Here is a 24,611-nt window from a genome sequence, read left to right as displayed (position 1 = left end):
CCAGATCCCAGGGAGGGACCCGATGAGACTCCTGCCCAGCACTGCCCCGCGCGCCTGGATCGGACTGGCCGTCACGGCCTTACTGGCGGGCCCGCTGCTGGTCCCGGTCGCGGCGACGCCGGCCGCGGCGGCCACCGGCGCCGGGGCGACGGTCCCGTTCACCAGCCTTGAGGCCGAGGCGGGGACGCTCAGCGGCGGAGCCACCGCCGTGTCGCTGACCTCCGCGCCGACGACGCAGTACTCGAGTCCGGCGGTGGAGGCCTCCGGACACGCCTATGTGCAGCTGACCAACACCGGTCAGGCCGTGCAGTGGACCAACACCACCGGCGCGCCCATCACCGCGCTCAACCTCCGCGAGAGCATCCCCGACTCGTCCACCGGCGGCGGTACCACGGCGACCCTCGACCTCTACGTCGACGGCGTGTTCCGGCAGGCGCTGAACCTCAACTCCCGGCAGAGCTGGTTCTACGAGGGGACCAACTACAACGGCAGCGACCAGAACCCGGCCGACGGCGACCCGCGGGAGTTCTTCGACGAGTCGCACACCTTCGTCACCGGCGCCGCGATCGCCCCCGGCAGCACCATCACGTTGAAGAAGGACGCCGCCAACACCGCAGCGTTCTACTACATCGACGTCATGGACGTGGAGAACCCGCCGGCGCCGGCGACCCAGCCGGCCAACTCCATCTCCATCACCAGCTGCGGCGCGGTGGCCGACAACAACCCGACCAACGGGGCCGCGGACAGCGCGGCCGTCGACAGCACCGCCGCCATCCAGAACTGCATCAACCAGGCCGAGTCCCAGGGCAAGATCCTGTGGATCCCGGCCGGCACCTTCTACCTCAAGGGCACCACCGGGCTGAAGGCGCAGGGCATCACCATCGCCGGCGCGGGCATGTGGTACAGCACCATCTACCGTGACGTGCCGCTGCCCAACAGCACGCCGCTGGCCGCCACCTTCGAGCTGACCTCCTGCGACGTCCACGACTTCCACCTCGACTCCGACTCCACCAGCCGCGAGATGGTCGACGGCGGTGGCGGCGCCATGGACACCTCCGGGACCAACTGGGTCGCCGACAGCATCTGGAGCCAGCACGTCGAATCCGGCTTCTGGGCGTCCGGCACCGGCGGAACGGTGCAGAACAGCCGCGTCACCGCGGTGTGGGCGGACGGCATCAACCTCAACAACGTGTCGCTGAACAACTCCGTCGGCAACAACCTCACCGCGACCAACAACTTCGTCCGCGGCACCGGTGACGACGGCATGGCCATCAACTCGGTGAACTACAACACCGATTCCAGCGGCAACAAGACCTACTACACCGCGATGTCGCACATCACCATGACCCACAACACCGTCATCGCACCCTGGGGCGGCAAGGGCATCGGCATCTACGGCGGCAGCAACCAGGACGTCGAGAACAACTACATCGCCGACACCGCCCGCTACATCGGCCTGGGCGCCGGACGCTTCGGCGTCAACGGCAGCGATCTGCTCACCGCCACCGTCAACGGCAACACCATCGTCCGCTCCGGCGGCAACGGCTACAGCCAGGGCCAGCCGGCGCTGCAGATCGGCAACGGCGGCGACGGACAGAACGTCGGCACCGTCGACCATGTGACGGCCACCAACAACACTGTGATCAACGCCCTCTACGACGGGATCGGCTTCTCCACCTCGACCAACACGCTGCTGCAGAACAACACGGTCACCGCGCCCTGGCGCAACGGCGTCGTCATCGCGCCGCCGTTCTACCCCGCACCCACCGGATCGGCCACCATCACCGGCAACACCGTCACCGGTCTCGGCTCGGGGATGGTGCCGTTCGTCAACAACTCCTCCGGCTTCACCGCGACCGCGAGCGGCAACAGCTGGAACGGCGGCGGCACCGTCGAGGGGCCGTACGGCGGCACCGCCGCCGCCGTCCCGGGCACGGTCCAGGCGGAGAACTACGACACCGGCGGCCAGGGCCTCGGATACAACGTGTCGTCCGTCAACGGCACCGGCAACGCCTACCGCGGGGACGGCGTCGACCTGGAGACCACCTCCGACACCGGCGGCGGCTACGACCTCGGCTGGACCTCGGGCGGCCAGTGGTTCCGCTACACCGTCAACGTCGCCACCGCAGGCACCTACACGGTCAACCTGAGGATCGCCGCGCCCAGCGCGGTCACCGGAGCCCTGCACATCTCCGACGCCTCGGGGGCCAACCTCAGCGGCGGCGTCAGCCTGCCGGCGACGGGCGGGTGGCAGAACTGGGCCACCGTCAGCACCCAGGTGACGCTGCCGGCCGGACAGCAGGTGCTGACGGTCAATCAGGACAACGGCGGCTGGAACCTCAACAGCCTGCAGTTCGCCACCGGGCAGGCCGTGGCCACCAACCTCGCCGCGGGCCGGCCGACCGCCGAGTCGTCGCACAACGACGTCTACGCCTCGTCCAACGCGACCGACGGCAACCAGGCCTCGTACTGGGAGAGCGCCAACAACGCGTTCCCGCAGTGGCTGCAGGTGGACCTGGGATCGTCCCAGTCGGTGAGCCGGGTGGTGCTGCAACTGCCCGCGGGCTGGGGCGCACGCGACCAGACGCTGTCCCTGCTCGGCTCGACCGACGGGACCACCTTCACCACGGTGAAGGCGTCGGCGACCTACACCTTCACCCCGTCCGCCAACAACACCGTCACCATCACCTTCCCGGCCACCTCGCAGCGCTACCTGCGGGCCAACATCACCGCCAACACCGGCTGGCCGGCCGGCCAGGTCTCCGAGTTCCAGGTCTGGAACCAGTAGTAGCAGCACCCCGCGACGCGGTTCCGGCACCGGGCCTTCGACCCGGTGCCGGAACCGCGTTCGCACGTCCGCTGAACAGGCGTCAGACCAGGTATTCAGTGCTGCAGTTGGGTACGGCCCCGGCCCCGCCGCAGGTGTGATTGTTGCCCAAGCGATTGACAGCGGTCTGTACCTGAGTGATGCTCGGGTCGGCCGGAGAGCGCTCTCTCGGATGCTCGGGGATGGTACGGCCGAGGGGCGCGACGGGGTGAGAGGCTGGAGAGGCGGGGGAGTGCTGTGTCCGCTCGGAGGAACGGGGCCGATCGGCGTGCGGGAACGGCAGGCCGGCGGCCCCGCCTGGTGCGACTGCTTCCGAAGGCCTCCGCCGAACTGGCCCGGGCGGCACCCGTGGCACTGGCGGCACGGGTGCTGGCGGCCCTGGCCGTCGGCGCGGCGCCGGTCGCGGTCGCCTGGCTGACCAGGCAGGCGATCGACCGACTGACGGAACATCAAGTGTCGGCAGCAGAAGTTCCCTTGATTGCCCTGTGCCTGTTCGGCGCCGCCGCGGCCACGGCCCAGTACCTCGGCGTCTACGCCGACCGGGAGCTGGGGCGGCGCACCGCGCAGCACGCCCTGGGGCGGCTGTTCGGAGCCGTGGTGGCCCCGGTCGGGGTCGCCGAGCTGGAGGATCCGGGCTTCCAGGACCGGCTCAGGCTGGCGCAGCAGGCGGCGACCGGCGGGAACGCGCTGCTGGCCCAGCAGTTCATCGGCGGCGCCCAGTCGGCGGTGACCTTCGTGGGATTCCTGGTGGCGCTGCTGCCCGTCTCACCGCTGTCCGCCGCGCTGGTGCTGGCCTCGGCGGTGCCGGCGGTGGTAGCCCAGGCCCGGCTGTCGGAGCGCCGGGTCCAGGTGCAGTCGCAGGTCAGCCCGCAGCTGCGGCGCCAGGTCTTCTACAGCTCGCTGATGCTCGACCCGCGCGCCGCCGCGGAGATCCGGCTGTTCGGCCTGGGGCCGCTGTTCCGGGGTCGGATGGTCAGCGAACTGACCCGGTCCCAGCAGCAGGAGCGGACGGTCGACCGGGCCACCCTGCGGGTGGACTCGCTGCTGGCCCTGCTCACCGGGGCCGTCTCGGCGGCGGCCCTGCTGGTCACCGCGGCCCGGGTCGGTCAGGGCCGGGAGCCGGTGGGGGACCTGGTGCTGCTGATGGCGGCGCTGGCCGGGGTGCAGGGCGCGCTCGCCGGACTGGTGTCCCAGATCGGCGGGGTCGGTCCGGCGCTGGCCCTGTACGGCCACTACGACGCGGTCGTCGGCGCGCGGCCGGTGCCGGGACCGGCACCGGAGCCGTCCACGGCCGGGGGCCTGCCGGGGCCGCTGCACACCGGCATCCAGCTGCGGGACGTCTGGTTCCGCTACCACCCGGACCAGGAGTGGGTGCTCCGCGGAGTGACCCTGTCGCTGCCGGCCGAGGGATCGGTCGCGCTGGTGGGACTGAACGGCGCGGGCAAGTCGACCCTGGTGAAACTGCTGTGCCGGCTGTACGACCCACAGCTCGGCAGCATCACCTGGGACGGCGTCGACCTCAGGGAGCTGGACCCGGCGGCGCTGCGGCGCCGTATCGGTGTGCTGTTCCAGGACTACACGACCTATGCGCTGACCGTCGCCGAGAACATCGCCGTCGGTGAGGTCTCCACGCTCCCGGGGGCCGAGCGGCCGGACACCGACGGCGGCGCCCGGGTGCGCGCGGCCGCGGCCGCCGCCGGAGTGGACACCCTGGTCGCCGGCCTCCCGGACGGCTACGGCACCATGCTCAGCCGCACCTTCGCGGCGACGTCCACCGCCGCACGCCGGCAGGACCGGCCCGAAGGACGGCCCGCCGCGCACCCCGGGGCCGGGCCCGACGTCGGGCGAACCGGGGTGGCCCTGTCCGGGGGTCAGTGGCAGCGGATCGCCCTCGCCCGTGCGCTGCTGCGGCGCGACGCGGACCTGCTGATCCTCGACGAACCCTCGTCCGGTCTGGACGCCGAGGCCGAACAGCAGGTGCACGCGCGGCTGGTGGAGCTGCGCGCACGGCGCACCAGCCTGCTGATCTCGCACCGGCTCTCCTCGGTGCGGCAGGCCGACCGCATCGTGGTGCTGCGCGGCGGCCGGATCATCGAACAGGGCGACCACGACGCGCTGATGCGCAGCGGCGGCGCCTACGCGGAGCTGTTCCGAACCCAGGCGGCCGGCTACCAGCTGGCGGCCGCGGAGCCGAGCGGCGGTGCCGGGCGATGAGCGCGGCGCAGGTACGGGTGTCCGTGCTGGGGCCGATGGAACTGACCGTCGACGGCAGGCCGGTGGCCATCGGCGCGCCGCAGACCAGGACGGTGCTGGCGCTGCTGGCCCTGGGCTCGGGCTCGGTGGTGCCGATCGACCGCATCATCGAGGGCGTCTGGGGCGAGCGCTCGCCGAGGTCGGCCGTGCTCAAGGTGCAGGGGCACGTCTCCGCGCTGCGCAAGGCCCTGCACGGGGCCGGCGCCGCGGCGGCGGCAGCGGTGCTGGTCACCCGCCCGCCCGGGTACCAGCTGGGCGGCGAGGGCTACTGCTGCGACATGGACGAGTTCACCGGGGCGGCCCGCAGGGCCTCGGCCCTCGCCGCCGCAGGGGATGCGGAGGCATCCTGCGAGCTGCTCGACCAGGCGCTGCGGCACTGGCGCGGACCGGCGTTCGCCGATGTGCCGGGCGACGAGGTGCGGCTGCACGCGGCGCGGCTGGAGCAGCTGCGCTCCATCGCCCTGGAGGACAAGGCGGCCCACGACCTGCGCCGGGGACGCTTCTGGGCGGTGCTGGAGGACCTGGGCCCCGAGCTCGACAGCAATCCGCTGGGGGAACGGGCCAGGGAACTGGTCATCCACGCCTATCTGCGGCTGGGGCAGCGCCATGCGGCGCTCGCCTGCTACGAGGCCGGTCGGACCCTGCTGCAGGACGAACTCGGGATCAGCCCCGGCCAGTCGCTGCAGCGGCTGGCCCATCTGATCCGGCACGGGGCCGCCCCCGGCGTCGAGGCCGGTGTCTGAACCGCTCGGCTTCGCATCAGATGTGACGTTCCGTCACTCCTCGGCCAACAGCCGGGCGGTGGGCAGGTCGCGCAGCGAGCGCAGTGGTGCGGCGGCGGCGAGGACGGCTAGGACCACGGCGGTCGCCGCGCCCAGTGCGGCGGTCAGGTAGACGGCCCGGGGCAGGGAGGGCTGAAGCACGGCGGCGAGGCCCAGGGCGCTGCCGGCCCCGAGTACCGCGCCGATCAGGCCCAGGCCCGCGGCCTCGTAGCCGGCCAGCCGGGTGAGCTGGCCCTCGCTCCAGCCGGTGGCCCCGAGCAGGGCGAACTCGGCCGCGCGCTCCCGGATGTTGACATAGAGCACGTCGGCGACGGCGACCGCGCCGAGCAGTGCGGTGACCCCGGCGGCGAGGTAGTCGGTGGGACGGGTCTGCAGCACCACGGCGTCGCCCAGCAGGGTGCCGGAGACGGTGCTGTGGAAGGCCAGGTCGATCATGGCGATCAGGGTGAGCGCGGCGATGCCCAGGGCCAGGCTGACGGCCCCGAGCAGGGTGCGTCCGGGCGCCCGGAGCAGATTGCTGCGGGCGAGCGCGCTGATGCGGCGGCGCGGCCGGGGACGGCGGACGAAGGCGACCGCGGGCCGGACGGCGGCGCCGGGGTCGGCCCTGGTGGCCCGCCAGGCCGGCCAGAGCGCGGCCAGCAGGCTCAGCAGCAGCGCGGCGGGCAGTGCCAGCAGCGCGTAGCCGGTCCTGACGTGCACCCCCAGCAGCGGGGCCAGCGCGAAGGCGCAGCCGGTGCCGCCCGCCCCGGCCGCCGCGCCCACGGCCGCCGCCTCGGCGAACACCAGTTGGAACAGCCGTGGCCGGGACCAGCCCAGACAGGCGAGGACCCCGAGCTCGGTGACCCGGGAGCGGACCGCGGCGCTGGACGCGTTGCCGACCGCCAGCGCGCAGGCGACCAGGACCAGCACCGCCAGCAGCAGGCTCTTGCGGTTGACGGCGGTGACCACGACGGCGGCCACGCCCTGCTTCAGCCAGGGCTGGGCCAGGGTGAGGGCCGGGCGGCCGTACTTGCCGGCCGGGACGGTGGTGGCGACCGTGGTGGCGGAGGAGCCGGTGACGAAGTCGACCTGCAGCCCGGTGGCCTTGCGGATGCTGTCCGCGATGGCGCTGACCCGGGCCCGGGAGAGCGCGTCGATGCCGACCTCGCCGCTCACCCGCACCCGGATCGTGCTGATCGGGGCGGCGGGGTCGATCCCGAGACCGGTCCCGGTGTTGATGTAGGGGGCCTTCTGCAGCCGGGTCAGCGCGCTGAGCGTGGTCAGCACGGTGGGGCGCTGCGCGATCGGCCCGGCCGGGTCGCCGTCGGGGCCGAGCGTGCCACCGCCCAGGGCGGTGCGGGAGGCGGCGTCGGCGCCGGCGGCGCCGGGTTGGGAGTAGAGGTCCATCGGCGCCGGGGCGAGCGAGGGCCCGAGGTCCACCTTGCCCGGGTCGAACACCCCGACGCTGCGCAGCTCGGTGCTGGACCGCGGGTGCACGCCGTCGGTCGCCGGCCCCGGCTCGTAGAGGTTGCTGTTGGAGTCGGCGGGGGAGTGGTCCACCACGGTGCGGGTGGCGGTGTCCTCCAGCTGCACCGGCAGGCCGAGCCAGCCGGCCCCGGGGTCGTAGGCGGAGCTGTGCCAGGCGGTCCCGGGCACGGCGACCGGCTGCTCGGCCAGCCCCGATCCCGATCCGGCCCGCTGCGCCGTCAGCGTGGTGTTGCCGGTGGTCCAGATGTCGGAGACCACCGGGTCGTAGCCGGAGGCCTGGGCCGCCAGACTGGGCAGTGGCGCGGCCATGGCGGCGAGGATCTGCCGGTAGGCCTGATCGGTCGTCACGGTCAGCTTCCCGGAGGGGGTCGCGGGCTGTCGGGCGAGCAGGTCGGGCCGGGAGATCAGGGTGCTGCCCGCGGCCACCGCGTCGGCGACGGTCGGCTGCAGGGAGCTCACGGTGATGTCGATCCGGTCCGAGGTGTCCGGCGTCGACGAGGCCAGGACCGGGATCGAGGGCGAGCTGTAGACCTGGCCGTTGGCCGTCCGGTCGTAGCGGTCGCTGTCGGTGAACGTGCTGGTCGACGGTCCGTCGGTCTCGGCCAGGTAGCGTCCGTCGACCACGGCGTGGTCCAGGCCGTCCAGCCGGGCCTCCTGGACCGGGTCGATGCCGGCGATCAGCATCGGCACGGTCAGACCGATGACCACGTGCGGGGACCGGCTCTGCGCGGGGGTGTCGGTGACGTAGGTCGGGTAGGTGGTGTCCTGGTTGCCGGACCAGCAGGCGGTGCGGCTGCGGGAGGCCGGGTCCAGCGCCGGGCCCTGGACCGTACTGCCGCCGGTCGCGGACGGGCCCGCGGCCGAACCGTCGTAGACGCAGACCCGGCTCACCGAGCCGTCCGGGTGCTGCTGCAACGCGTACATCTGGTCGACCAGGTCCTTGGGGTCGCCGCGCAGCGGGTCCCGGGTGACGTAGAGGTAGATCGGACCGTCCGGGATGCGGCTGGTGCCCCGGTCGGTGACCCAGGTCGGGTCGATCTTCAGGATCTGGTTCTCGACCCCCGGCTTGAGGTACCTGCCGAGGTCGACGGAGACCTCACCGGTCTGCATCGCATAGCCGCCGACCGCCACCGGCGCCGCGACCGACACCCCGGGCAGCGACAGGATCTTCTGCCACTGGCTGAGGGTGATGCCGCCGCCCAGTGAGCTGAGCTGGTCGGTCTGCACCAGGCCGCGGCTCTGCTCCAGCGCGGAGGCGGTGCCGGCGGGCCGGACCAGGATGTCGTACAGCGGACGGAAGTTGGCCTTCACCGTGCCGACGGCCTGCAGCTGCGCGCCCTCGGCGGCCGAGCTGAGCAGGGCGAAGCTGGTCACCGCCAGCAGGATCGCCAGCAGGGTCGCGGCCGTCCGCTCCCGCCGGTAGCGGAGCTGCGCCCGCACTGCCGTCCACACGCCGGGGACCTCCAGGGACTGTGCCGATGGTGGGATGATGGTCTGTCATGGCTCGCGCCACCGTGGGGAGAGCGCTCTCTTGTGATCCAGGCTTCCTGGCCCCGGCCGTCCCGTCAACCGGTTCGGGGCAGCCGCCGCAGCACCACTCCCACCACCAGCGGGGCGGGGAGGTAGCCCCAGGTGCGAGAGTCCACGCTCCCCGGGTCGTCGCCGATCACCACCAGGCTGCGGTCGGGCACCCGGTCGGTCGCGGCCGGGGGGACGGCGGCGGCGACGGACGCCGGGACGCGGTCGCCGGGGACCGCGGCCACCCTCTTGATCAGCCGCCCGCCGTAGTCGGCGGGCGTGCCCGGCAGCCGGAACACCACCACGTCGCCGACCTTCGGGCGGGTACGGCTGCGGTTGCGGCTGCGGGTACGGGAGACCAGCACCCGGTCCCCGTGCACCAGCGCGGGGCGCATGCTTCCGCCGTCGACCCGCACCACCAGCAGCCGCCTGCGCAGCGCCAGCAGCGCTCCGACGGCCAGGGCCGCGCCGCAGCCGAGAGCGGCCAGGACGGCCACGGTCGACGGCGCCGGGTGTGCCGCCAGGGGGTGCGGGGCCGGGCGGTCGTCGGTTCGGTGCGGCATGCGGACCACTCTCCGGCTCCCGACCAGCGGTCTCAACGCCACCGGTAGCGAGCCGTCAGGCCGTCGGTAGCCGTCCGGTAGGGACCCGGTAGCGGGTCGGTACGGACGGGGCGCAGGCTCAGCCGCAGTCGCCCGCCGACCCGGCCGGCCCAGCACCGACAGCACTGAGGAGACGCATGACCAGCAGAATCCGCTCGATCGGCGACCGGATGCTCGCCGTCCTGCTGCCCAGCACCTCGGCCGCCGCCTGCACGGTGGCCTACTACCGCACCACCAGCTACCTGCTGGGGGAGCCCGGCTGCGAGTGGGTCTACACCACGACCGGCTACACCAGCAGCAACGTGGTCTGTACGACCCGGAGTTACTGCAGCGGCGGCTGACTCGCGCCCCGTCCCCCCATCGGCGCCACCGCCACCGGGCCGACCCCGGCGGTGGGGGGGCGCCCCCGGCCGCCCCGCAAGGAGCCCTCCCCCAAGGAGTGTTGAGCGCGTGCTGTACCTGGCGACCGGTGTCACCGTCGTGGGCCTGCTGTGCCTGTTCGACCTGTTTCTGACCTTCGCCGTGATCCGGCGGCTGCGCGAGCACGCGTCGCGGCTGGAACGGGTGGCCGGAGCGGACCGGCTGCTGCCGGTGGGCGCGCGGATAGGGGCGGCGACCGCCGCCGATCTGGACGGGCAGCCGGTCACCGCCGACTGGCTGCGGCAGGGAACCCGGCTGGTGGTGCTGATGTCGGACACCTGCAACTCCTGCCTGGCCGAGGTCGGCGCCGCCGCCGGCTACGCCGGTCGGATGCCGGGCGGGCGGGACGACGTGCTCGCCGTGGTCACCGGTCGCGGCGCGGCCGACGGACACCGGGACCAACTCGTCGCCGGTCTGCGGGAGGTGGCCAGGGTGGTCACCGGAGCGGACGCCTCGGCGCTGGCGACGGCCTTCGCGGCGGAGTCGTACCCCTGCTTCTACCTGCTCGACCGGGGCCGGGTCGCGGTCGCCGGGCACGGTGTCGACGACCTTCCCGAACTGGTCCGGCACTGACGTGCGTTACCTGGTGCTCTGCTGCGACCTGGTGCTGGCCGGGGTATTCGCGACGTCCGCAGCCTCGAAGCTGCGCAGCCACCGGGCCCGGTCGGCCTTCGTCCGCTCGCTGGACCCGCTGCTGGGGTTGCGCGGGCGGGCCGCTTCGGTGACGGCCGCCGTCGTGCTGCTGCTGGAGTGCGTCGCCGCGTCGTTGTGGGCGCTGCCCGGGGCGGGCCGGATCGGACCGGCCCTGGCCGTGCTGCTGCTGGGCGGGTTCACCGGGGTGCTCTCCTTGACGCTGCGTCAGGGAACCGCGGCCCCGTGCAACTGCTTCGGCGCCTCGCAGGCACCGGTGGCGGTCCGACACATCGTCAGGAACCTGCTGCTGCTGGCCCTCGGGCTGGTCGCGGCACTGGATCCCGGACCGGACACCGCGCCGTGGCGGGTCCCGGCCGCGGCGCTGCTGCTGTGCCTGCTGGCGGCCTCGGCCCCGGTCGTCGCCGTGGCCCGCCTCGACGACCTGGCCGAACTGCTGCGCCCTGCCCCGGGAAGCCGGTTGCCCGATACCGTTGACGCCCGACCCCCGGCCCGATCCGCACCGTGACACCGACCCGTACCGAGCCACCGATCCGCTACGCGGCACCGATCCGCCTCGCGACACCGACTCCCGCACGGACCCTGGAGCCCAGCAGTATGACCTCCCGCGCAGTTCCGCCCGCCGCCCCGCTGTCCGGCTCCGACCCGCGGACCCCGCCGGGCGGTACCGAGGACGGGGCCGCGGTCGGCGCCGCGGTGCGTCTGGTCGGAGTGTCCAAGTCGTTCCCGGTCGCCGACGGCAAGTCGCTCACCGCGGTCGACGCGGTCGACCTGGAGCTGGCGCCCGGCAGCCTCACCGCCCTCACCGGCCCCAGCGGCTCGGGCAAGTCCACCCTGCTGCACCTGATCGGCGCGATCGAACGTGCCGACTCGGGCTCGCTCACCGTGGACGGGCTGGACCTGGCCACCGCCAACCGCCGCTCGCTGACGGCCTACCGGCGCGGTGTCGGTTTCGTGTTCCAGCGGTTCCACCTGCTGCCGGCGCTGACCGCACTGGACAACGTGCTGGCGCCGGTGCTGCCCTACCGCAGGCCGGGGTTCGACCGGGTCGAGCGGGCCCGGGAACTGCTGGACGCGGTCGGCCTGGCCGGGCGCGAATCGGCGCTGCCGTCCCGGCTCTCGGGCGGCCAGCAGCAGCGCGTGGCCATCGCCCGCGCCCTGATCAACCGCCCCCGGCTGCTGCTCGCCGACGAGCCGACCGGGAACCTGGACTCCAGGACCGGCCGCGAGGTCCTGGACCTCCTCCTGGACCTGCGCACCCGGCACCCGATGACCGTCGTCCTGAGCACCCACGACCCGGCCACGGCGGACACCTGCGAGCGCAAGGTGGTCCTGCTGGACGGACGGCTGGAGGCGCCCGACGGCCGGTGACCCCGGTCCCTGCCGCCTGCGCCGATCGGTGCAGGTCCGGGCGCTGCCGCGACGACGGCCGCAGATTCCTTCCGCCGCAGATGAGTTGACGGTCGATCGAACGGGACTTGACGCGGGATTGGTTCAGACCTATCTTCCTGACCTACCCCTGCAAGTTCATGTCAATGACATGAGTTCACATCCTTGAACCCGGGATCGGTTCCGCCCCCACAGGAAGGCATCCCATGCGTTCGTTCCCCATGCGTTCGTCCCCCGTGAGTTCGTCCCCCGTGAGTTCGTCCCCCGAGTCCCCGCGATCGCCGGCGCACCGGCGGCGCAGGACGGCCTGGGCCGCCGGGCTGACCGGCCTGCTGATCGCGGTGCTGGCCGGTGTACTCACCGTCCCGTCCAGCCTGGCGGCCACCACCCCCGCCGCCGGCCTGAACGCCGCCGCGGTCACCCCGGCCGTCGCCCCCGCGCCGACCTCCTTCGTCCACCCCGGCGTCGGCGTCAGCCTGCCCCAGCTCGCCTACGTCAAGACCCAGGTGCAGGCCGGTGCGGAGCCCTGGAAGGACGCCTACGCGCAGATGATGGCGAGCTCCTACGCCTCGCTGAGCCGGGTGCCCGCGCCGCGCGCCAATGTCGAGTGCGGCCCGGTCTCCAACCCCAACTACGGCTGCACCGACGAGCGTCAGGACGCCATCGCCGCCTACACCGATGCGCTGGCCTGGTACATCACCGGCAACGCGGCCTACGCGCAGGAGTCCATCAAGCTGATGGACGCCTGGTCGGCCACCATCACCGAGCACACCAACAGCAACGCCCCGCTGCAGACCGGCTGGGCCGGCTCGATGTGGCCGCAGGCCGCCGAGATCATCCGCTACACCTACACCGGCGGCTGGGCCAATCAGGCGCGCTTCGGCACCATGCTGAAGAACGTCTACCTGCCCGAGGTCATCAACGGCTCCAACAGCAACGGCAACTGGGAACTGGTGATGATGCAGGCCGCGGTCGGCATCTCCATCTACCTCAACGACACCGCCGACTACACCAAGGCCGTCAACAAGTTCCTGGTCCGGGTCCCGGCCTACATCTACCTGTCCACCGACGGGGCCCTGCCCAAGACGGTGCCCAGTCAGAACCTCACCACCAGTGCGCAGATCATCTCCTACTGGCAGGGCCAGTCGACCTTCGTCGACGGACTGACCCAGGAGACCTGCCGCGACTTCACCCACACCGGTTACGGCATCGCCTCGATCTCCAGTGTCGCCGAGACCGCCCTGATCCAGGGTCAGGACCTCTACCCCGAGGTCGGCCCCAGGCTCCAGCAGGCCCTGGGCTTCCAGTCGAAGTACGAACTCGGCGCGGCCGTGCCCAGCTGGCTGTGCGGCGGCAGCGTCAACAAGGGCCTGGGCCCGGTCACCGAGGTCGGCTTCAACGCCCTGCACAACCGCGAGGGCATCGCGATGACCAACACCCAGACGCTCACCGAGCAGATGCGCCCGCAGGGCACCAACGCCCTGTTCGTCGCCTGGCAGACGCTCACCAACGCCGACAACCCCGACGTGGTCCCCACCGGCAGTACCACCACGCCGCCCACCACCGCACCCCCGGCCGCCCCCAGCGGGCAGATCACCGGCTACGGCGGCAAGTGCGTGGACGTCACCGCGGCCGGCACCGCCAACGGCACCGCGATCGACCTCTACGACTGCAACGGCACCGCCGCGCAGACCTGGACGGTCGAGTCCGACGGATCGCTGCAGGCCCTGGGCAAGTGCCTGGACGTCACCTCCGCAGGCACCGCCAACGGCACCAAGGTGGACCTGTACGACTGCAACGGCACCGGATCGCAGACCTGGACCGCCGGGGCCAGCGGCTCACTGGTCAACCCCCAGTCCGGCAAGTGCCTGGACGCCACCGGCCCCAGCTCCGCCAACGGCACCCCGCTGCAGATCTGGACCTGCACCGCGGCGGCCAACCAGACCTGGACCCTGCCCAGCTGACGGGCTCCGGCTCCGGCACCGTGCAGTGAAGGGTCCGGACCGGCGTGGCTTGGGGAGTCGCGCCGGGGTGGGCACGCGTCAGCCGTCGGGGAGACCCGGAGGCATGGCGCGTGCCCGTTCCCATGCGTCCCCGCCGAATGCGTTCCCGCTGAACTGTCAGACCGTGGCCAGTGAGACCTCGGTGGACTTGATCAGCGCGGTGACCCGGCTGCCGGCCGCCAGGCCGAGGTCGGCGACCGCGTCCTTGGTGATCGCCGCGGTGAGCTCGCCGCCGTCGACGGTGATCTTGACGGTGGCCATCGCGCCGCCGGTGGCGACGTCGGTGACGGTGCCGGGGATCCGGTTGCGGATGCTCAGCCCCTGGACCGGTCCGGTGGCCAGTGAGACCTCGGTGGACTTGACCATGGCGCGCACCGCGGTGCCCTCGGCGAGCCCCAGCTCCTTGACGGCCTCCAGGGTGATGGCCGCGGTGATGTCCTGACCGCCGGTCAGCCGGGTCCGCACCGTGGCCATGACCTCCCCGGCGGTGATCGAGGTGACGGTGCCGGGGATCTGGTTGCGGATGCTCAGGCTCATGGGGGTCGGTCCTCACGTGGTGCGGTGGGGTGGGGGCAGGTGTCCGCCTGCGGTGTCTCCTTCACCGTAGCCAGCATCGGCCTGCCCCGCCGGGACCCCGTCGCAGCTGCGAGGGGGAGTCGCCCCTGTCGGCCGCATCGGCGGGCCGTCCTCTCCTCGCCGTCTCCTCGCCGTCTCCCCGACGTCGTCAGTGCTGCCCGACCTGGTAGTTGCCGGCCGGCTGCTGGGTGATGACGTTCAGCCGGTTGAAGGCGTTGATCAGGGCGATGACGCAGACCAGGTCGGCGAGCTGGTCCTGGTCGAAGTGCTTGGCGGCGTTGGCCCAGACCTCGTCCGGGACGCCGCCGGCCGTGTCGGCGGTGCGGGTGCCCTGCTCGGCCAGCTCCAGGGCGGCGCGCTCGGCCTCGGTGAAGACCGTGGCCTCGCGCCAGGCCGCGACCAGGTGCAGGCGCTGGTGGCTCTCCCCGGCGTGCACGGCCTCCTTGGTGTGCATGTCGACGCAGCCGGAGCAGCCGTTGATCTGGCTGGCGCGCAGCCGCACCAGCTCCTGCGTCGCGATCGGCAGCGTCGAGTCCGCGAGCGCCCGGTTCGCGGCGATGATGTGCTTCACGGACTTGGCTGCGACCGGGTTGTCGAGGACGGTCAGGCGGGCTTCCATGGTGCGCTCCTTGGCGTTGTCCGCCGCTGTTCGGCGGATACACCCCTTAGGACAGGACAGCCCGGCGAGCTGTGACACGGCTGGATGTGACCTGCGTCTCCTGTCTGGTATGTGTCGGCAGATGAAGGCAGAATCGAACGTATGCGCGAACGCTCGTCCCGCCCGACCCCTGACGACTGGCCCTCCGCCCTCCCCGCACCACTGAGCCGGGACCTGCCCGAGGCCGCGCTCGGCTGGCTCCACCAGGCCCTGCCCGCCGACCAGTGGCTGCACCCGGTCCTCCGCGGCCGGCCCTGGATCCTGGCGGTGCTGGGCACCTGGCGCATCGACCGTGAGATCGAGACCCTCCGCGCCCACCGGCGCTATGTCGCCGACGCATGGTCGGAGGTGCTGGGTCCGCAGGTGACCGAACAGCTCCTGGCCGCCCACGAGGCCGAGGCCGAACGCCTGACCGTGCTGGGGCGCCAGCTCCGGGCAGTGGAGACGGTGCTGTTCCACCGCGCCGACCGGTCCTGGTAGCCGGCCGGGCGTGCCGGTGATCAATGGCGGATATGCTGGCGCCATTTCGAGCGACGAGGATTGTCCGATGGCTGGGGAACCCGAGCAGGCGCCGCGGCTGCGCAAGGACGCGGAGCGCAATCTGGCGCGCATCCTGACCGCGGCGCGGGAGGTGTTCCGGGACCGGGGCGTCGGAGCGACGCTCAATGACATCGCGCACCACGCCGGGGTCGGGGTGGGCACCGTCTACCGGAAGTTCTCCGACAAGGAGGCGCTGGTCGACGCCCTGTTCGACGACATGGTCGAGACCGTGGACGGGTACCTGCGCCAGGCGCTGACCGAGCCGGACGCCTGGGTCGGGCTGACCTGGGCGTTGGAGCGGGTGTGCGAGGTCCAGTCCTTCGACCGGGGGCTGCGCGAGGTGATGCTCGGTACCGGTCGCGGACCGGCGCGGCAGAAGCAGATGCGCGACCGGGTCGCCCCGTCCGTCGACGCACTGGTCGCCAGGGCCCAGGAGCAGGGCACGTTGCGGCGCGACCTGGTGCCGCCGGACTTCCCCATCCTGCAGCTGATGGTCGGCGCCGTCACCGATCACATCGGCCAACCCGAGCTGTGGCGCCGCTATCTGACGATCCTGATCGACGGCCTGCGTGCGCAGCCGGGCCGGCCGACGCCGCTGCCCGCGTTCGAGGTCACCGACGAGCAGATGCACGACGCGCTGGTCGACAGCAGTACCGAGCAGGCGCGAACCCGTCGGGCCGGGACCCGCCGGAAGAAGACCACGTAGCGGTGTCCGCACCGGGCCTCCGGCGAGGCCCGGTGCGGGACGGTCAGGACGCGGGGCCCCAGTCGGTCGGGCTGGTGGTGAACCGGTCGGGTGAGGTGAGCGGGAGGTTGAGCACGGAGGCCGCGGGCCCGCCGTAGCCGACCGTGTAGACGCCGCCGGCCAGGTTCGCCAGTTCCTGCGGTGTGGGCGCGACGGGGAAGTGGAAGGTGGACGGGGTCTGGCTGGTGAGCACCAGTTGGATCCGGTCCCCTGCGGGGATGTCGGTGAGGTTGGACAGCAGCGAGATGTCGTAGCGGGTGGTGCGGCCGGGGGTGACCGGCTGCGAACTCGCCTGGGTGAACGGGTGGCTGGGCTTGAGCAGGGTGCCGCCCTGGCCGTACCAGCTGGTCAGCGGGGACAGCGCCCGCTGGCTGCCGAGCAGTACGCCGTCGGCCTGCTTGGTCACCGTGCCGTCGGGGGCGACGATGTTGAGCGTGGCGCTCAACTCGGTGTCGGTGGCGGTCGAGGAGGCGTAGACGGTCACGTCCGACGGACCGTCAAGAACCGCCGCCGAGGCCAGCGGGCTGCTGGTGTAGGTCAGCGAGTTGGTGGAACTGGCCGGGGCCCAGGCCAGGGTGTCGTCGGCACCGCCGCCGGCCGGGGTCCGGCTGAGCGTGCCCTTGCCGAGGTAGTAGCTGCTGGCGTCGCCGGACGGCGGCCACGCCGCGGTGTCGGTCCACCGGTTCGCGCCGTTCTCGAACAGGTGCAGCGGCGTGGAGGTGTCGGCCATCCCGGTCTTCTCGCCCTTGAGCCAGGTGTCGAACCACTCCAGCCGCTGGTTCTGCAGGGTGGTGGCGTTGACGTTCTCCCCGTGCGTCCAGGGACCGACGATCGCCTGGTAGCGGCCGGTGACCGGCTCGCCGGCGGTGATCGGGGCGGTCAGCGGACGGTGGTAGTAGGCGTTCTGCGCCGCGACGTAGTCGCCCAGGTTCCCACCCGGGAACAGGTCGTTCCAGCCCGCCTCGGTCAGCGCCGGGATGCCGTTGGCCACGATGGTGGGCATCAGCTTCTGCACGTCGAGCTGCTGCCAGTAGGCGTTGTCGTAGGCGTCGGAGCCACCGGTGGCCTGCTGGGCGACCACGACCGACTGCGGGTCGGTGGCGGGGTCGTCCTCCGGGCCGCGCGGTTCGGCCCGGCCGATGCCGGCGACGAACGGGGTGGGGATCCCGCCGTTGGCGGTCAGGTCGTTGTAGAAGTCGGAGTCGGTGCAGAACGGGGTGATCGCCTTGAGCGCGGAGTCGGTGCCGACCGCCGCGGCGGTGAACCACTGGTCCACACCCAGGTAGGAGCAGCCGTCCAGGCCGACGCGCCCGTCCGAGCCGGCCAGGCTGCGGGCCGCCCAGTCCACCAGTTCCGCGCCGTCCTGGCCCTGGCGCTGCCCGAACCAGGAGAGCTGGCCGCCCGAGGCGCCGGTGCCGCGCACCGCGGAGGCGACGTAGATGTATCCACGCTGGACGAAGTAGGTCCCGGGGGTGGTCGGGTCCGACTGCGCGCTGCCGTAGGGGTTCTGAGTGAGCAGCACCGGGAAGGTACCGGTGGCCCGGGCCCCGGTGGCGGGGTCGGTGGGGTAGACCACCTCGGCGGAGATGGTCACCCCGTCGTCCATCTTCACCGAGACGTTCACCGGGGCGCTCACCCCGTAGGCGGCCGCTTCGGGCGTCCAGGCCGGGTGCGACGCTGCGCCGGCGGCGGGGGCGAGGGCGGTGCTGACCAGGGTGGCCGCGGCGAGTCCGGTGGCGAGGGTGGACGCGTTCGGATGCCGGCGGAGGAGGGCGAGCGGCGTTCGTGTGCTCATGCAGGTCTCCATTGACTGTGGTGCAGGTACCGGGCCGCGCGTGGGTGGCGTTGGGCGGCCGGGCCGGGTGGGGGTTGTCTCAGGCGCCGAGGGCGGGTGCGGCTGCGGCCGGACCGCTGAAGCGGGTCAGCGGGAAGAGCGGGAAGACCGTGCGGCGCAGGGTGTCGTTGGCCAACTCGGCCAGCACGACGTAGAAGGCGACCGCGGCCAGCACGATCTCGGCCCAACCCGCCGCGTGCAGTGCGGAGTCGACCGGCACGCCGGAGCTGGTCGCGCCGAGGTAGGCGATGGCCAGCAGCACGATGGTGAGGTCCAGCAGGCAGAAGGCGGTGAGGGTGACGGCGTTGGTGCCCAGGCTGGCGATGGTGAAGACGACGGTGACCACCAGCCAGGCGAGCAGGAACACCCCGAGTGCCTGGACCACGGCGTGGTGGGCCTGGCCCGCGAGGGCCTGCGGCGTGGCCCCGGTGCCGGCGCCCGCGGCGACCACCTCGGCGGCGATGTGCGGGGCCACGTAGAACTCGATCGCCGTGTAGCCCAGCCAGAAGGCGCCGTAGGCGGTGAGGAACGCGGCGACGAAGGTGGTGCCGGCGGCCAGGGCGAAGAACCCGGCGACCATCTGCACGATGCCGCCGTAGAAGAACGTCCCGGTCAGGATCACCGAGCTGCCCGCCGCGTTCATCGCGCCGGTGGTGGACAGGCCGAGTGCGAGCGAGCACCAGGCGAAGCCGGCGGCACCGACGGCAATCGCGTGTCCGATGCGGGGTGGCGCGGCTGAAGCGGGGGACGGACCCGCGGGGGAGACGGACGTGGCTGTCATGACAAGCACCCTTCGTTGGATGTTGCAGGACGTGCGACCAACCGAACGGTCGGTAGTGTTCGCGCGTCAGTGCAGCACTGTCAAGGGCCGTCCGGGATATGAGATATCCGCTTCTGCGGAGGGTGCCTCGTCCGATATCGCCGCAGGTCAGCGGGGTGATTGACGGAGCCGTCGCGGCGGTGCGGCGGAAATTCGGGCCTTGCGGACCATTTGGATGAAGTGTATCCGCTTTCGCTCGACCAAGCGGATGCTATGCATCCGTATAGCGGTTCGGCCTGCCGTGTGCCGCACCCTCGACGACCGACAGGACCACTCATGTCCCAGCCCACTCCGTCCGAGCTCGCCCCTCCCGCCGCCCGCCGGGCGGTGGCGACCGCCGCCGCGCTGCTGGCGGTGATCGTGGTGGGCGGCCTGCTCGACACCGCCATCGCCGCCATCGCCCACTCGGCCGGTGCCTCCCGGCAGTTCAAGCCGCTGGAAGCCGGGTCCTACTCCAGCTTCACCGCCTTCGGCGTCCTGATCGGCGCGGCCGGCTGGGCGATCGTGCGCAGGCGCGCCCGCGATCCCAGGGCGCTGCTCGTCCGGCTCGCACCACTGGTACTCGCGCTGTCCTTCATCCCCGACCTGCTGCTGCTCGCCGTCTCCGCCCAGGCCGACGCCGCAGCCGTGATCGCCCTGCTCGCCATGCACATCGTGGTCGCGGCCTGCGCGATAGCGAGCTATCTCTGGGCGTTGCCGCTGGCGGCGACCTCGCAGCGGCGGACGCCGGATCAGAGCTCGGTGGACCAGTCCCTGGTCTCGACGGCCTCCTTGAGGAAGGACAGGAACCGGGCGGCGTAGCCGCCGTCGACGGCCCGGTGGTCGAAGGTGAGGGCGAGGTTGCCGACCGGATGGACCACCACGGCGTGGCTGCCGTCCGGGAGGGGGACGGCCACCGGGCGGGGCCGTACCGCGTCGGTGGCCAGGATCGCCACCTGCGGCTGGTTGATGATCGGCGCCGTCAGCAGGGTGCCGTAAGGGCCGGGGTTGCTGATGGTGAAGGTGCCCTCGGCGTAGGCGTCCGGGCCGAGGCGGTTCGCCCTGGCTCCGGCGGCCAGCGCGGAGATCTCGCGGGCGGTGGCCCGCAGCCGCTTGTCGGCGGCGTTCTGCACCACCGGGACGACGAGGCCGTCGGCGTCCAGGTCGACGGCGATCCCGAGATTGATCCGGCGGTGGACCAGCAGGGCGTTGTCGCCCACGGAGGCGTTCAGGTGCGGGAAGGCCGTGAGTGCGTCGACCACCGCCCTGGCCACGAACGGCAGATAGGTCAGACTGAAGCCCTCCGACTCGCGCCAGGACTGCGCCGCGGCGCGGCGGACCCGGTCCAGGTTGTGGAAATCGACCTCGATGGCCATCAGGGTGTGCGGCGAGGTCGCCTTGGAGCGCACCATGTGCTCGGCCGTCAGGCGGCGCCGGGTGCTGAAGGGGACGGTCAGCGTCTGAGCTGGGTTCGCGGGGGCGGTGACTGCTGCGGCGGCGGCCTCGGGGGCGGGCGGTGCGGCTTGGGCCACGGCCCCGGGCGCCACCGGTGCCTCGGCCGCGGCGGTCAGCACGTCGGCGCGGGTGATCCGGCCGCCCGGTCCGGTGCCGGTCACCTGATCGGCCGTCAGCTCGTGCTCGGCGAGCAGCCGCCGCACCAGCGGCGAGAGCGTCCCGTGGCGGGCCCCGGCCCCGGCACCGGTATCGGCCCCGGCCCCGGCTCCGGCATCGGTATCGGCGACCGCGCCGGTGCCGATGACCGCGAGGCGGGTGCCGACCGGGACGGTGTGGTCCGCTGCGACCAGGATCTCGGTCAGGATGCCGGTCATCGTGGCCGGTATCTCGGTGTCGACCTTGTCGGTGGACACCTCGAAGAGCGGCTCTCCCTCGGTCACCGGATCACCGGCCTTGTGCAGCCAGCGGGTGAGGGTGGCCTCGGCGACGGTCTCGCCGAGCTGGGGCATGGTCACGTCCATGGGGTGGTGTGCTCCGTTCGGTTGCGGTCGTCGGCCGGTCACCAGGAGACGGCGATGTACTTGGACTCGGTGAACTCCAGCAGCCCCTCGTGGCCGCCCTCGCGGCCGATGCCGCTCTGCTTGGTGCCGCCGAAGGGCGCGGCCGGGTCGGAGACCACACCCCGGTTCAACCCGACCATGCCGGAGTCGAGTTGCTCGGACACCCGGAGGCCGCGGGCCAGGTCGCCGGTGTAGACGTAGGAGACCAGGCCGTACTCGGTGGCGTTCGCCAGGCGTACCGCCTCGTCCTCGGTGTCGAAGGCGACGACCGGGGCCACCGGCCCGAAGACCTCCTCCCGCAGCACCGGCGCGTCCGGCGGCACCTCCGCCAGCACGGTCGGCGGGTAGTAGAACCCCGGGCGGTCCAGTGCCTCGCCGCCCGTCACCACCCGGGCGCCGGCCGCCACGGTGTCGGCGACCAACTGGGCGACCTTGTCCCGGCTCGCCGCGTTGACCAGTGGGCCCAGGCCCACCCCTGGCTCCAGACCCGGTCCGACGGTGAGCGCGTCCATGGCCTGCGCCAGGCGGCGGGTGAACTCGGCGGCCACCGGCTGCTCGACGTAGAAGCGGTTGGCCGCGGTGCAGGCCTCGCCGCCGTTGCGCATCTTGGCGACCATGGCGCCGGCCACGGCCTGGTCCAGGTCGGCGTCGGCGAAGACCAGGAAGGGGGCGTTGCCGCCCAGCTCCATCGAGCAGTTGACCACGGTGCGGGAGGCGGCGGCCAGCAGGGTCCGGCCGACCTCGGTCGAGCCGGTGAAGGACAGCTTGCGGACCCGGGGGTCGTCCAGCATCGCCGAGACCACCGCCCCGGAGCGGCGCGAAGGCAGCACGTTCACCACCCCGTCCGGCGCGCCGGCCTCCTCGAAGAGGGCGGCGACGGCCAGCGCGGTCAGCGGGGTGTCGCTGGCGGGCTTGAGGATGACGGTGCAGCCGGCCGCCAGCGCGGGCCCGATCTTGCGGGTGGCCATCGCGGCGGGGAAGTTCCACGGGGTGACCAGGACGGACACCCCCACCGGCTGACGCAGCACCAGGATCCGGTTGGCGCCGGAGGGCGCGGTCTGCACGCTGCCCAGGCCGCGGACGGCCTCCTCGGCGTACCAGCGGAAGAACTCGGCGGCGTAGGAGACCTCGGCGCGGGCGTCGGTGAGCGTCTTGCCGTTCTCCAGCACGATGAGCTCGGCGAGCTCCTCGGCCCGGTCGGTCATCAACTCGAAGACGCGGGTGAGCAGTTCGGCGCGCCGGCGCGGGGCGGTGGCGGCCCATCCGGGCAGGGCCGCCGCTGCCGCCCCGACCGCGTCGAGGCCGTCCTGGACGGTGGCGTCAGCGGTGTCGGCGATCCGCTCGCCGGTGGACGGGTCGAGCACCTCGATCCGCGACCCGTCGCCGGAGGGGCGCCAACGGCCGCCGACGAACAGCTCGGTGGGTACCTTGTCGATCTGCAGTCGCTTCGGTGACCGGGGCGACCGGGGCGAGCGGGGCGACTGGGGCGGGTTCGTGGTCACTGGTCCATCGCCTTCTGGACGGTAGCGGTGATGCGGTCCACCGAGGGGATCGCCAGGTCCTCCAGCGCGTCGGCGGACGGCAGCGGGATGTGCGGGGTGGTGATCCGCACCGGTGGTGCGTCGAGGTCGAAGAACTGCTCCTCGGCGACGATGGAGACCAACTCGGCTCCCCAGCCGCACAGTCGGGGGTTCTCCTCGACCGTGAACAGCCGTCCGGTGGCCCCGACGGACTCCAGGATCGTCCGGGTGTCCAGCGGCACCAGGGAGCGGACGTCGACCACGGTGCAGTCGATGCCGACCGCGGCCAGCCGCTCGGCGGCCTCCAGGCTGCGCGGCACCATGGTGCCCAGCGCCACCAGGGTGGCGTCCCCGCCCTGGCGCAGCACCTTGGCGGTGCCCAGGGTGTCGGTGATCTCCCCGTCCGGGACCTCGCCGCGGGTGGGGTAGAGGGCCTTCTGCTCCAGGAAGACGACCGGGTCGGGGTCGCGGACGGCGGCGGACAGCAGCCCGATCACGTCGACCGGGCTGGAGGGGACCACGACCTTCAGCCCGGGCACGGCCATCGCCCAGTTCTCCACGGACTGCGAGTGCTGGGCGCCGAACCGCAGGCCGCCGCCGTTCCCGGCGCGGATCACCAGCGGGAAGGAGACCTGACCGTTCGTCATGTAGCGGCTCTTGGCGATCTCGTTGACCACGATGTCCCAGCACACCGCGAAGAAGTCGCTGAACATGATCTCGGCGATCGGGCGCAGCCCGGTCATCGCCGCGCCCATCGCGGCGCCCAGGATGGCCTGTTCGCTGATGGGGGTGTCGCGCACCCGCACCGGGCCGAACTCGTCCAGCAGCCCGACGGTGGCCTTGAACACCCCGCCCGCCTCGGCCACGTCCTCGCCGATGAAGAGCACACCGTGGTCGCGCCGCATCTCCTGGGCGATGCCGCGGGCCACCGCTTCGCGGTAGGTCAGTTCCGCCATGACGATCCTCCGTCCGCCCACACGTCCTTCATGAGCAGTTCGTGGCCGGGCGTGGCTCCGGCCTTGGCTTCCTCGGTGGCCCGGTCGACGGCCGACCGGGTCTCCTCCTCGATGGCCTGCAGCTCCGCGTCGGTGACCCCGGCGTCCAGCAGGCGGGCGCGGTACCGCGGCAGCGGGTCCCGGGCGAGCCACTCGTCGACCTCCTGCTGCGGCCGGTACTTGGCCGGATCGGCCCGGGAGTGGCCGCCGTGACGGTAGGTCAGCGCTTCGATCAGGGACGGTCCGCCGCCGGTCCGGGCCAAATCCAGTGCGGTGAGCGCCACCTGGTGGACCGCGTCCGCGTCGTTGCCGTCGACCACGACCGGGTCCAGCCCGTAGGCGCCGGCGCGGTCGGCGGCCGGACGCGGCACGGCGGTGATGGTGCTGGTGCGGGTGTACTCCATGTAGAGGTTGTTCTCGCAGACGAACACCACCGGCAGCTTCCAGATCACCGCGAGGTTCAGGGCCTCGTGGAAGGCGCCGATGTTGGTGGTGCCGTCGCCGAAGAAGGCGACCGAGACCTGCCCGCTCTGGCGGTACTGGGCGCTCCAGGCGGCGCCGCAGGCGATCGGCAGGTGCGCGCCGATGATCGCGTAGGAGCCCATCACCCCGTGCTCCACGCTGGTGAGGTGCATCGAGCCGCCCTTACCCGCCATCAGACCGTTCTCCCGGCCCAGGAGTTCGGCGAGCACCGGACCCATCGGCACACCCCTGGCCAGGGTGTGCGCATGGCCGCGGTAGGTGGCGAAGGTGTAGTCGTCCGCGCGCATCGCCAGGCCGAAGCCGGCGGCGATGGCCTCCTGGCCCAGCGAGAGGTGGCTGGTGCCCTTGACCAGGCTCTGCAGGAACAGGTCGTAGGCGCGCTGCTCGAACTGGCGCAGCTCCACCTGCATCCGGTACAGCGCCAGGGCGGTGGCGCGGTCGGGCGGGGGCGGCGCCGGCGGCGTGGGGGCGTCCTCGGCGGGACGGACGGCGGCCGTGCCGGTGCTGGTTGCTCTTGCCATGTCGCTCCTCGGT

General features: G+C 72.5%; 21 protein-coding genes and 1 pseudogene. 12 read left to right on the top strand and 10 right to left on the bottom strand.

The genetic code is table 11. The features are described 5' to 3' along the window. Positions 1 to 22 precede the first annotated feature (22 nt). The 3 genes from ABUW04_RS16320 to ABUW04_RS16310 all read left to right on the top strand — a co-directional run bounded on the left by ABUW04_RS16320 (position 23) and on the right by ABUW04_RS16310 (position 5,823). A complete protein-coding gene (locus ABUW04_RS16320) occupies positions 23 to 2,788 on the top strand; it encodes a discoidin domain-containing protein (RefSeq protein WP_380565442.1) in 2,766 nt (921 codons plus the stop codon). 339 nt (positions 2,789 to 3,127) lie between these two features. Further along, positions 3,128 to 5,041 (top strand): ABC transporter ATP-binding protein, encoded by a 1,914-nt coding sequence (locus tag ABUW04_RS16315; RefSeq protein ID WP_380565440.1) that lies wholly within the window; start codon positions 3,128 to 3,130, stop codon positions 5,039 to 5,041. Beyond that, the gene (locus ABUW04_RS16310) at positions 5,038 to 5,823 is read left to right on the top strand and encodes an AfsR/SARP family transcriptional regulator (RefSeq protein ID WP_030249259.1); all 786 of its coding nucleotides are present in this window, start codon (positions 5,038 to 5,040) and stop codon (positions 5,821 to 5,823) included. Before ABUW04_RS16315 ends, ABUW04_RS16310 begins: the two co-directional genes overlap by 4 nt. 33 nt (positions 5,824 to 5,856) lie before the next feature. On the opposite strand, the gene ABUW04_RS16305 is transcribed toward ABUW04_RS16310, so the two are convergent. Together ABUW04_RS16305 and lepB are read right to left on the bottom strand one after the other, a co-directional pair. Beyond that, positions 5,857 to 8,781, bottom strand: coding sequence for an FtsX-like permease family protein (locus tag ABUW04_RS16305; RefSeq protein WP_380565438.1), 2,925 nt, complete (start codon positions 8,779 to 8,781; stop codon positions 5,857 to 5,859). Between the two features lie 113 nt (positions 8,782 to 8,894). Then, positions 8,895 to 9,410 carry a signal peptidase I gene (gene lepB / locus ABUW04_RS16300; RefSeq protein ID WP_380565436.1) on the bottom strand — a complete coding sequence of 172 codons (516 nt, stop codon included), beginning with the start codon at positions 9,408 to 9,410 and terminating at the stop codon, positions 8,895 to 8,897. 176 nt (positions 9,411 to 9,586) lie between these two features. On the opposite strand from lepB, the gene ABUW04_RS16295 reads away from it, so the two are divergent. From ABUW04_RS16295 to ABUW04_RS16270, 6 genes and pseudogenes are all read left to right on the top strand, one after another. Next, entirely contained in the window at positions 9,587 to 9,790 is a 204-nt protein-coding gene (locus ABUW04_RS16295; RefSeq protein WP_030249265.1) for a hypothetical protein, read from the top strand. A gap of 109 nt (positions 9,791 to 9,899) precedes the next feature. Beyond that, complete coding sequence (locus ABUW04_RS16290) at positions 9,900 to 10,442, top strand: hypothetical protein (protein WP_030249268.1); 543 nt, start codon at positions 9,900 to 9,902, stop codon at positions 10,440 to 10,442. Further along, positions 10,408 to 11,028, top strand: a complete 621-nt coding sequence (locus ABUW04_RS16285) for a MauE/DoxX family redox-associated membrane protein (protein ID WP_380565435.1) — start codon at positions 10,408 to 10,410, stop codon at positions 11,026 to 11,028. Before ABUW04_RS16290 ends, ABUW04_RS16285 begins: the two co-directional genes overlap by 35 nt. Before the next feature lie 89 nt (positions 11,029 to 11,117). Next, the gene (locus ABUW04_RS16280) at positions 11,118 to 11,891 is read left to right on the top strand and encodes an ABC transporter ATP-binding protein (protein WP_051724827.1); all 774 of its coding nucleotides are present in this window, start codon (positions 11,118 to 11,120) and stop codon (positions 11,889 to 11,891) included. A gap of 269 nt (positions 11,892 to 12,160) precedes the next feature. After that, positions 12,161 to 13,432, top strand: a pseudogene (locus tag ABUW04_RS16275) (alginate lyase family protein); the annotation flags it as partial. A 3-nt stretch (positions 13,433 to 13,435) separates the two neighbouring features. Then, positions 13,436 to 13,873 carry a ricin-type beta-trefoil lectin domain protein gene (locus tag ABUW04_RS16270; protein WP_380565645.1) on the top strand — a complete coding sequence of 146 codons (438 nt, stop codon included), beginning with the start codon at positions 13,436 to 13,438 and terminating at the stop codon, positions 13,871 to 13,873. A gap of 156 nt (positions 13,874 to 14,029) precedes the next feature. Here ABUW04_RS16270 and ABUW04_RS16265 read toward each other — a convergent pair whose 3' ends face one another. Both ABUW04_RS16265 and ABUW04_RS16260 read right to left on the bottom strand, forming a co-directional pair. Then, positions 14,030 to 14,449 (bottom strand): TOBE domain-containing protein, encoded by a 420-nt coding sequence (locus ABUW04_RS16265; RefSeq protein ID WP_380565433.1) that lies wholly within the window; start codon positions 14,447 to 14,449, stop codon positions 14,030 to 14,032. Positions 14,450 to 14,636: 187 nt separating this feature from the next. Next, on the bottom strand, positions 14,637 to 15,107 hold the full coding sequence (locus tag ABUW04_RS16260) for a carboxymuconolactone decarboxylase family protein (RefSeq protein ID WP_380565431.1): 471 nt from the start codon (positions 15,105 to 15,107) through the stop codon (positions 14,637 to 14,639). Between the two features lie 141 nt (positions 15,108 to 15,248). Between ABUW04_RS16260 and ABUW04_RS16255 the strand changes: the two genes are divergently transcribed. Beyond that, on the top strand, positions 15,249 to 15,626 hold the full coding sequence (locus ABUW04_RS16255; protein ID WP_380565430.1) for a hypothetical protein: 378 nt from the start codon (positions 15,249 to 15,251) through the stop codon (positions 15,624 to 15,626). A gap of 67 nt (positions 15,627 to 15,693) precedes the next feature. Next, on the top strand, positions 15,694 to 16,392 hold the full coding sequence (locus ABUW04_RS16250; protein ID WP_380565428.1) for a TetR/AcrR family transcriptional regulator: 699 nt from the start codon (positions 15,694 to 15,696) through the stop codon (positions 16,390 to 16,392). Between the two features lie 43 nt (positions 16,393 to 16,435). On the opposite strand, the gene ABUW04_RS16245 is transcribed toward ABUW04_RS16250, so the two are convergent. Together ABUW04_RS16245 and ABUW04_RS16240 are read right to left on the bottom strand one after the other, a co-directional pair. Further along, positions 16,436 to 18,226, bottom strand: coding sequence for a CocE/NonD family hydrolase (locus ABUW04_RS16245; RefSeq protein WP_380565426.1), 1,791 nt, complete (start codon positions 18,224 to 18,226; stop codon positions 16,436 to 16,438). 79 nt (positions 18,227 to 18,305) lie between these two features. Continuing rightward, complete coding sequence (locus ABUW04_RS16240) at positions 18,306 to 19,046, bottom strand: acetate uptake transporter (RefSeq protein ID WP_051724829.1); 741 nt, start codon at positions 19,044 to 19,046, stop codon at positions 18,306 to 18,308. A 315-nt stretch (positions 19,047 to 19,361) separates the two neighbouring features. On the opposite strand from ABUW04_RS16240, the gene ABUW04_RS16235 reads away from it, so the two are divergent. Further along, positions 19,362 to 19,886: a DUF6069 family protein gene (locus tag ABUW04_RS16235; RefSeq protein ID WP_380565424.1), complete on the top strand. Its 525-nt coding sequence runs from the start codon at positions 19,362 to 19,364 to the stop codon at positions 19,884 to 19,886. Here ABUW04_RS16235 and ABUW04_RS16230 read toward each other — a convergent pair. The 4 genes from ABUW04_RS16230 to ABUW04_RS16215 form a co-directional block, all read right to left on the bottom strand. Then, positions 19,817 to 21,040, bottom strand: coding sequence for a dihydrolipoamide acetyltransferase family protein (locus tag ABUW04_RS16230; protein ID WP_380565422.1), 1,224 nt, complete (start codon positions 21,038 to 21,040; stop codon positions 19,817 to 19,819). The genes ABUW04_RS16235 and ABUW04_RS16230 overlap by 70 nt on opposite strands. A gap of 38 nt (positions 21,041 to 21,078) precedes the next feature. After that, positions 21,079 to 22,515: an NAD-dependent succinate-semialdehyde dehydrogenase gene (locus tag ABUW04_RS16225; protein ID WP_380565644.1), complete on the bottom strand. Its 1,437-nt coding sequence runs from the start codon at positions 22,513 to 22,515 to the stop codon at positions 21,079 to 21,081. Between the two features lie 62 nt (positions 22,516 to 22,577). Further along, positions 22,578 to 23,555, bottom strand: coding sequence for an alpha-ketoacid dehydrogenase subunit beta (locus ABUW04_RS16220; protein WP_030249301.1), 978 nt, complete (start codon positions 23,553 to 23,555; stop codon positions 22,578 to 22,580). Then, complete coding sequence (locus ABUW04_RS16215; protein ID WP_380565420.1) at positions 23,543 to 24,598, bottom strand: thiamine pyrophosphate-dependent dehydrogenase E1 component subunit alpha; 1,056 nt, start codon at positions 24,596 to 24,598, stop codon at positions 23,543 to 23,545. The genes ABUW04_RS16220 and ABUW04_RS16215 overlap by 13 nt, the downstream gene beginning before the upstream one ends. Positions 24,599 to 24,611: the final 13 nt, after the last annotated feature.

Origin of the sequence: Streptacidiphilus jeojiensis (assembly GCF_042510965.1) — a bacterium.
Lineage (GTDB): Bacteria > Actinomycetota > Actinomycetes > Streptomycetales > Streptomycetaceae > Streptacidiphilus > Streptacidiphilus jeojiensis.
The sequence above is the reverse complement of the archived record's forward strand: the minus strand, read 5'-3'. Positions and strand labels throughout refer to the sequence as shown.

Bases quoted from the DNA above. Each gene is read 5' to 3' on its own strand.
- ABUW04_RS16255 (WP_380565430.1), top strand. From the start codon at position 15,249: ATGCGCGAACGCTCGTCCCGCCCGACCCCTGACGACTGGCCCTCCGCC.
- ABUW04_RS16215 (WP_380565420.1), bottom strand. From the start codon at position 24,598: ATGGCAAGAGCAACCAGCACCGGCACGGCCGCCGTCCGTCCCGCCGAG.
- ABUW04_RS16265 (WP_380565433.1), bottom strand. From the start codon at position 14,449: ATGAGCCTGAGCATCCGCAACCAGATCCCCGGCACCGTCACCTCGATC.
- ABUW04_RS16280 (WP_051724827.1), top strand. From the start codon at position 11,118: ATGACCTCCCGCGCAGTTCCGCCCGCCGCCCCGCTGTCCGGCTCCGAC.
- ABUW04_RS16230 (WP_380565422.1), bottom strand. From the start codon at position 21,040: ATGGACGTGACCATGCCCCAGCTCGGCGAGACCGTCGCCGAGGCCACC.
- ABUW04_RS16295 (WP_030249265.1), top strand. From the start codon at position 9,587: ATGACCAGCAGAATCCGCTCGATCGGCGACCGGATGCTCGCCGTCCTG.
- ABUW04_RS16260 (WP_380565431.1), bottom strand. From the start codon at position 15,107: ATGGAAGCCCGCCTGACCGTCCTCGACAACCCGGTCGCAGCCAAGTCC.
- ABUW04_RS16240 (WP_051724829.1), bottom strand. From the start codon at position 19,046: ATGACAGCCACGTCCGTCTCCCCCGCGGGTCCGTCCCCCGCTTCAGCC.
- ABUW04_RS16320 (WP_380565442.1), top strand. From the start codon at position 23: ATGAGACTCCTGCCCAGCACTGCCCCGCGCGCCTGGATCGGACTGGCC.
- ABUW04_RS16245 (WP_380565426.1), bottom strand. From the start codon at position 18,226: ATGAGCACACGAACGCCGCTCGCCCTCCTCCGCCGGCATCCGAACGCG.
- ABUW04_RS16220 (WP_030249301.1), bottom strand. From the start codon at position 23,555: ATGGCGGAACTGACCTACCGCGAAGCGGTGGCCCGCGGCATCGCCCAG.
- ABUW04_RS16250 (WP_380565428.1), top strand. From the start codon at position 15,694: ATGGCTGGGGAACCCGAGCAGGCGCCGCGGCTGCGCAAGGACGCGGAG.
- lepB (WP_380565436.1), bottom strand. From the start codon at position 9,410: ATGCCGCACCGAACCGACGACCGCCCGGCCCCGCACCCCCTGGCGGCA.
- ABUW04_RS16310 (WP_030249259.1), top strand. From the start codon at position 5,038: ATGAGCGCGGCGCAGGTACGGGTGTCCGTGCTGGGGCCGATGGAACTG.
- ABUW04_RS16235 (WP_380565424.1), top strand. From the start codon at position 19,362: ATGTCCCAGCCCACTCCGTCCGAGCTCGCCCCTCCCGCCGCCCGCCGG.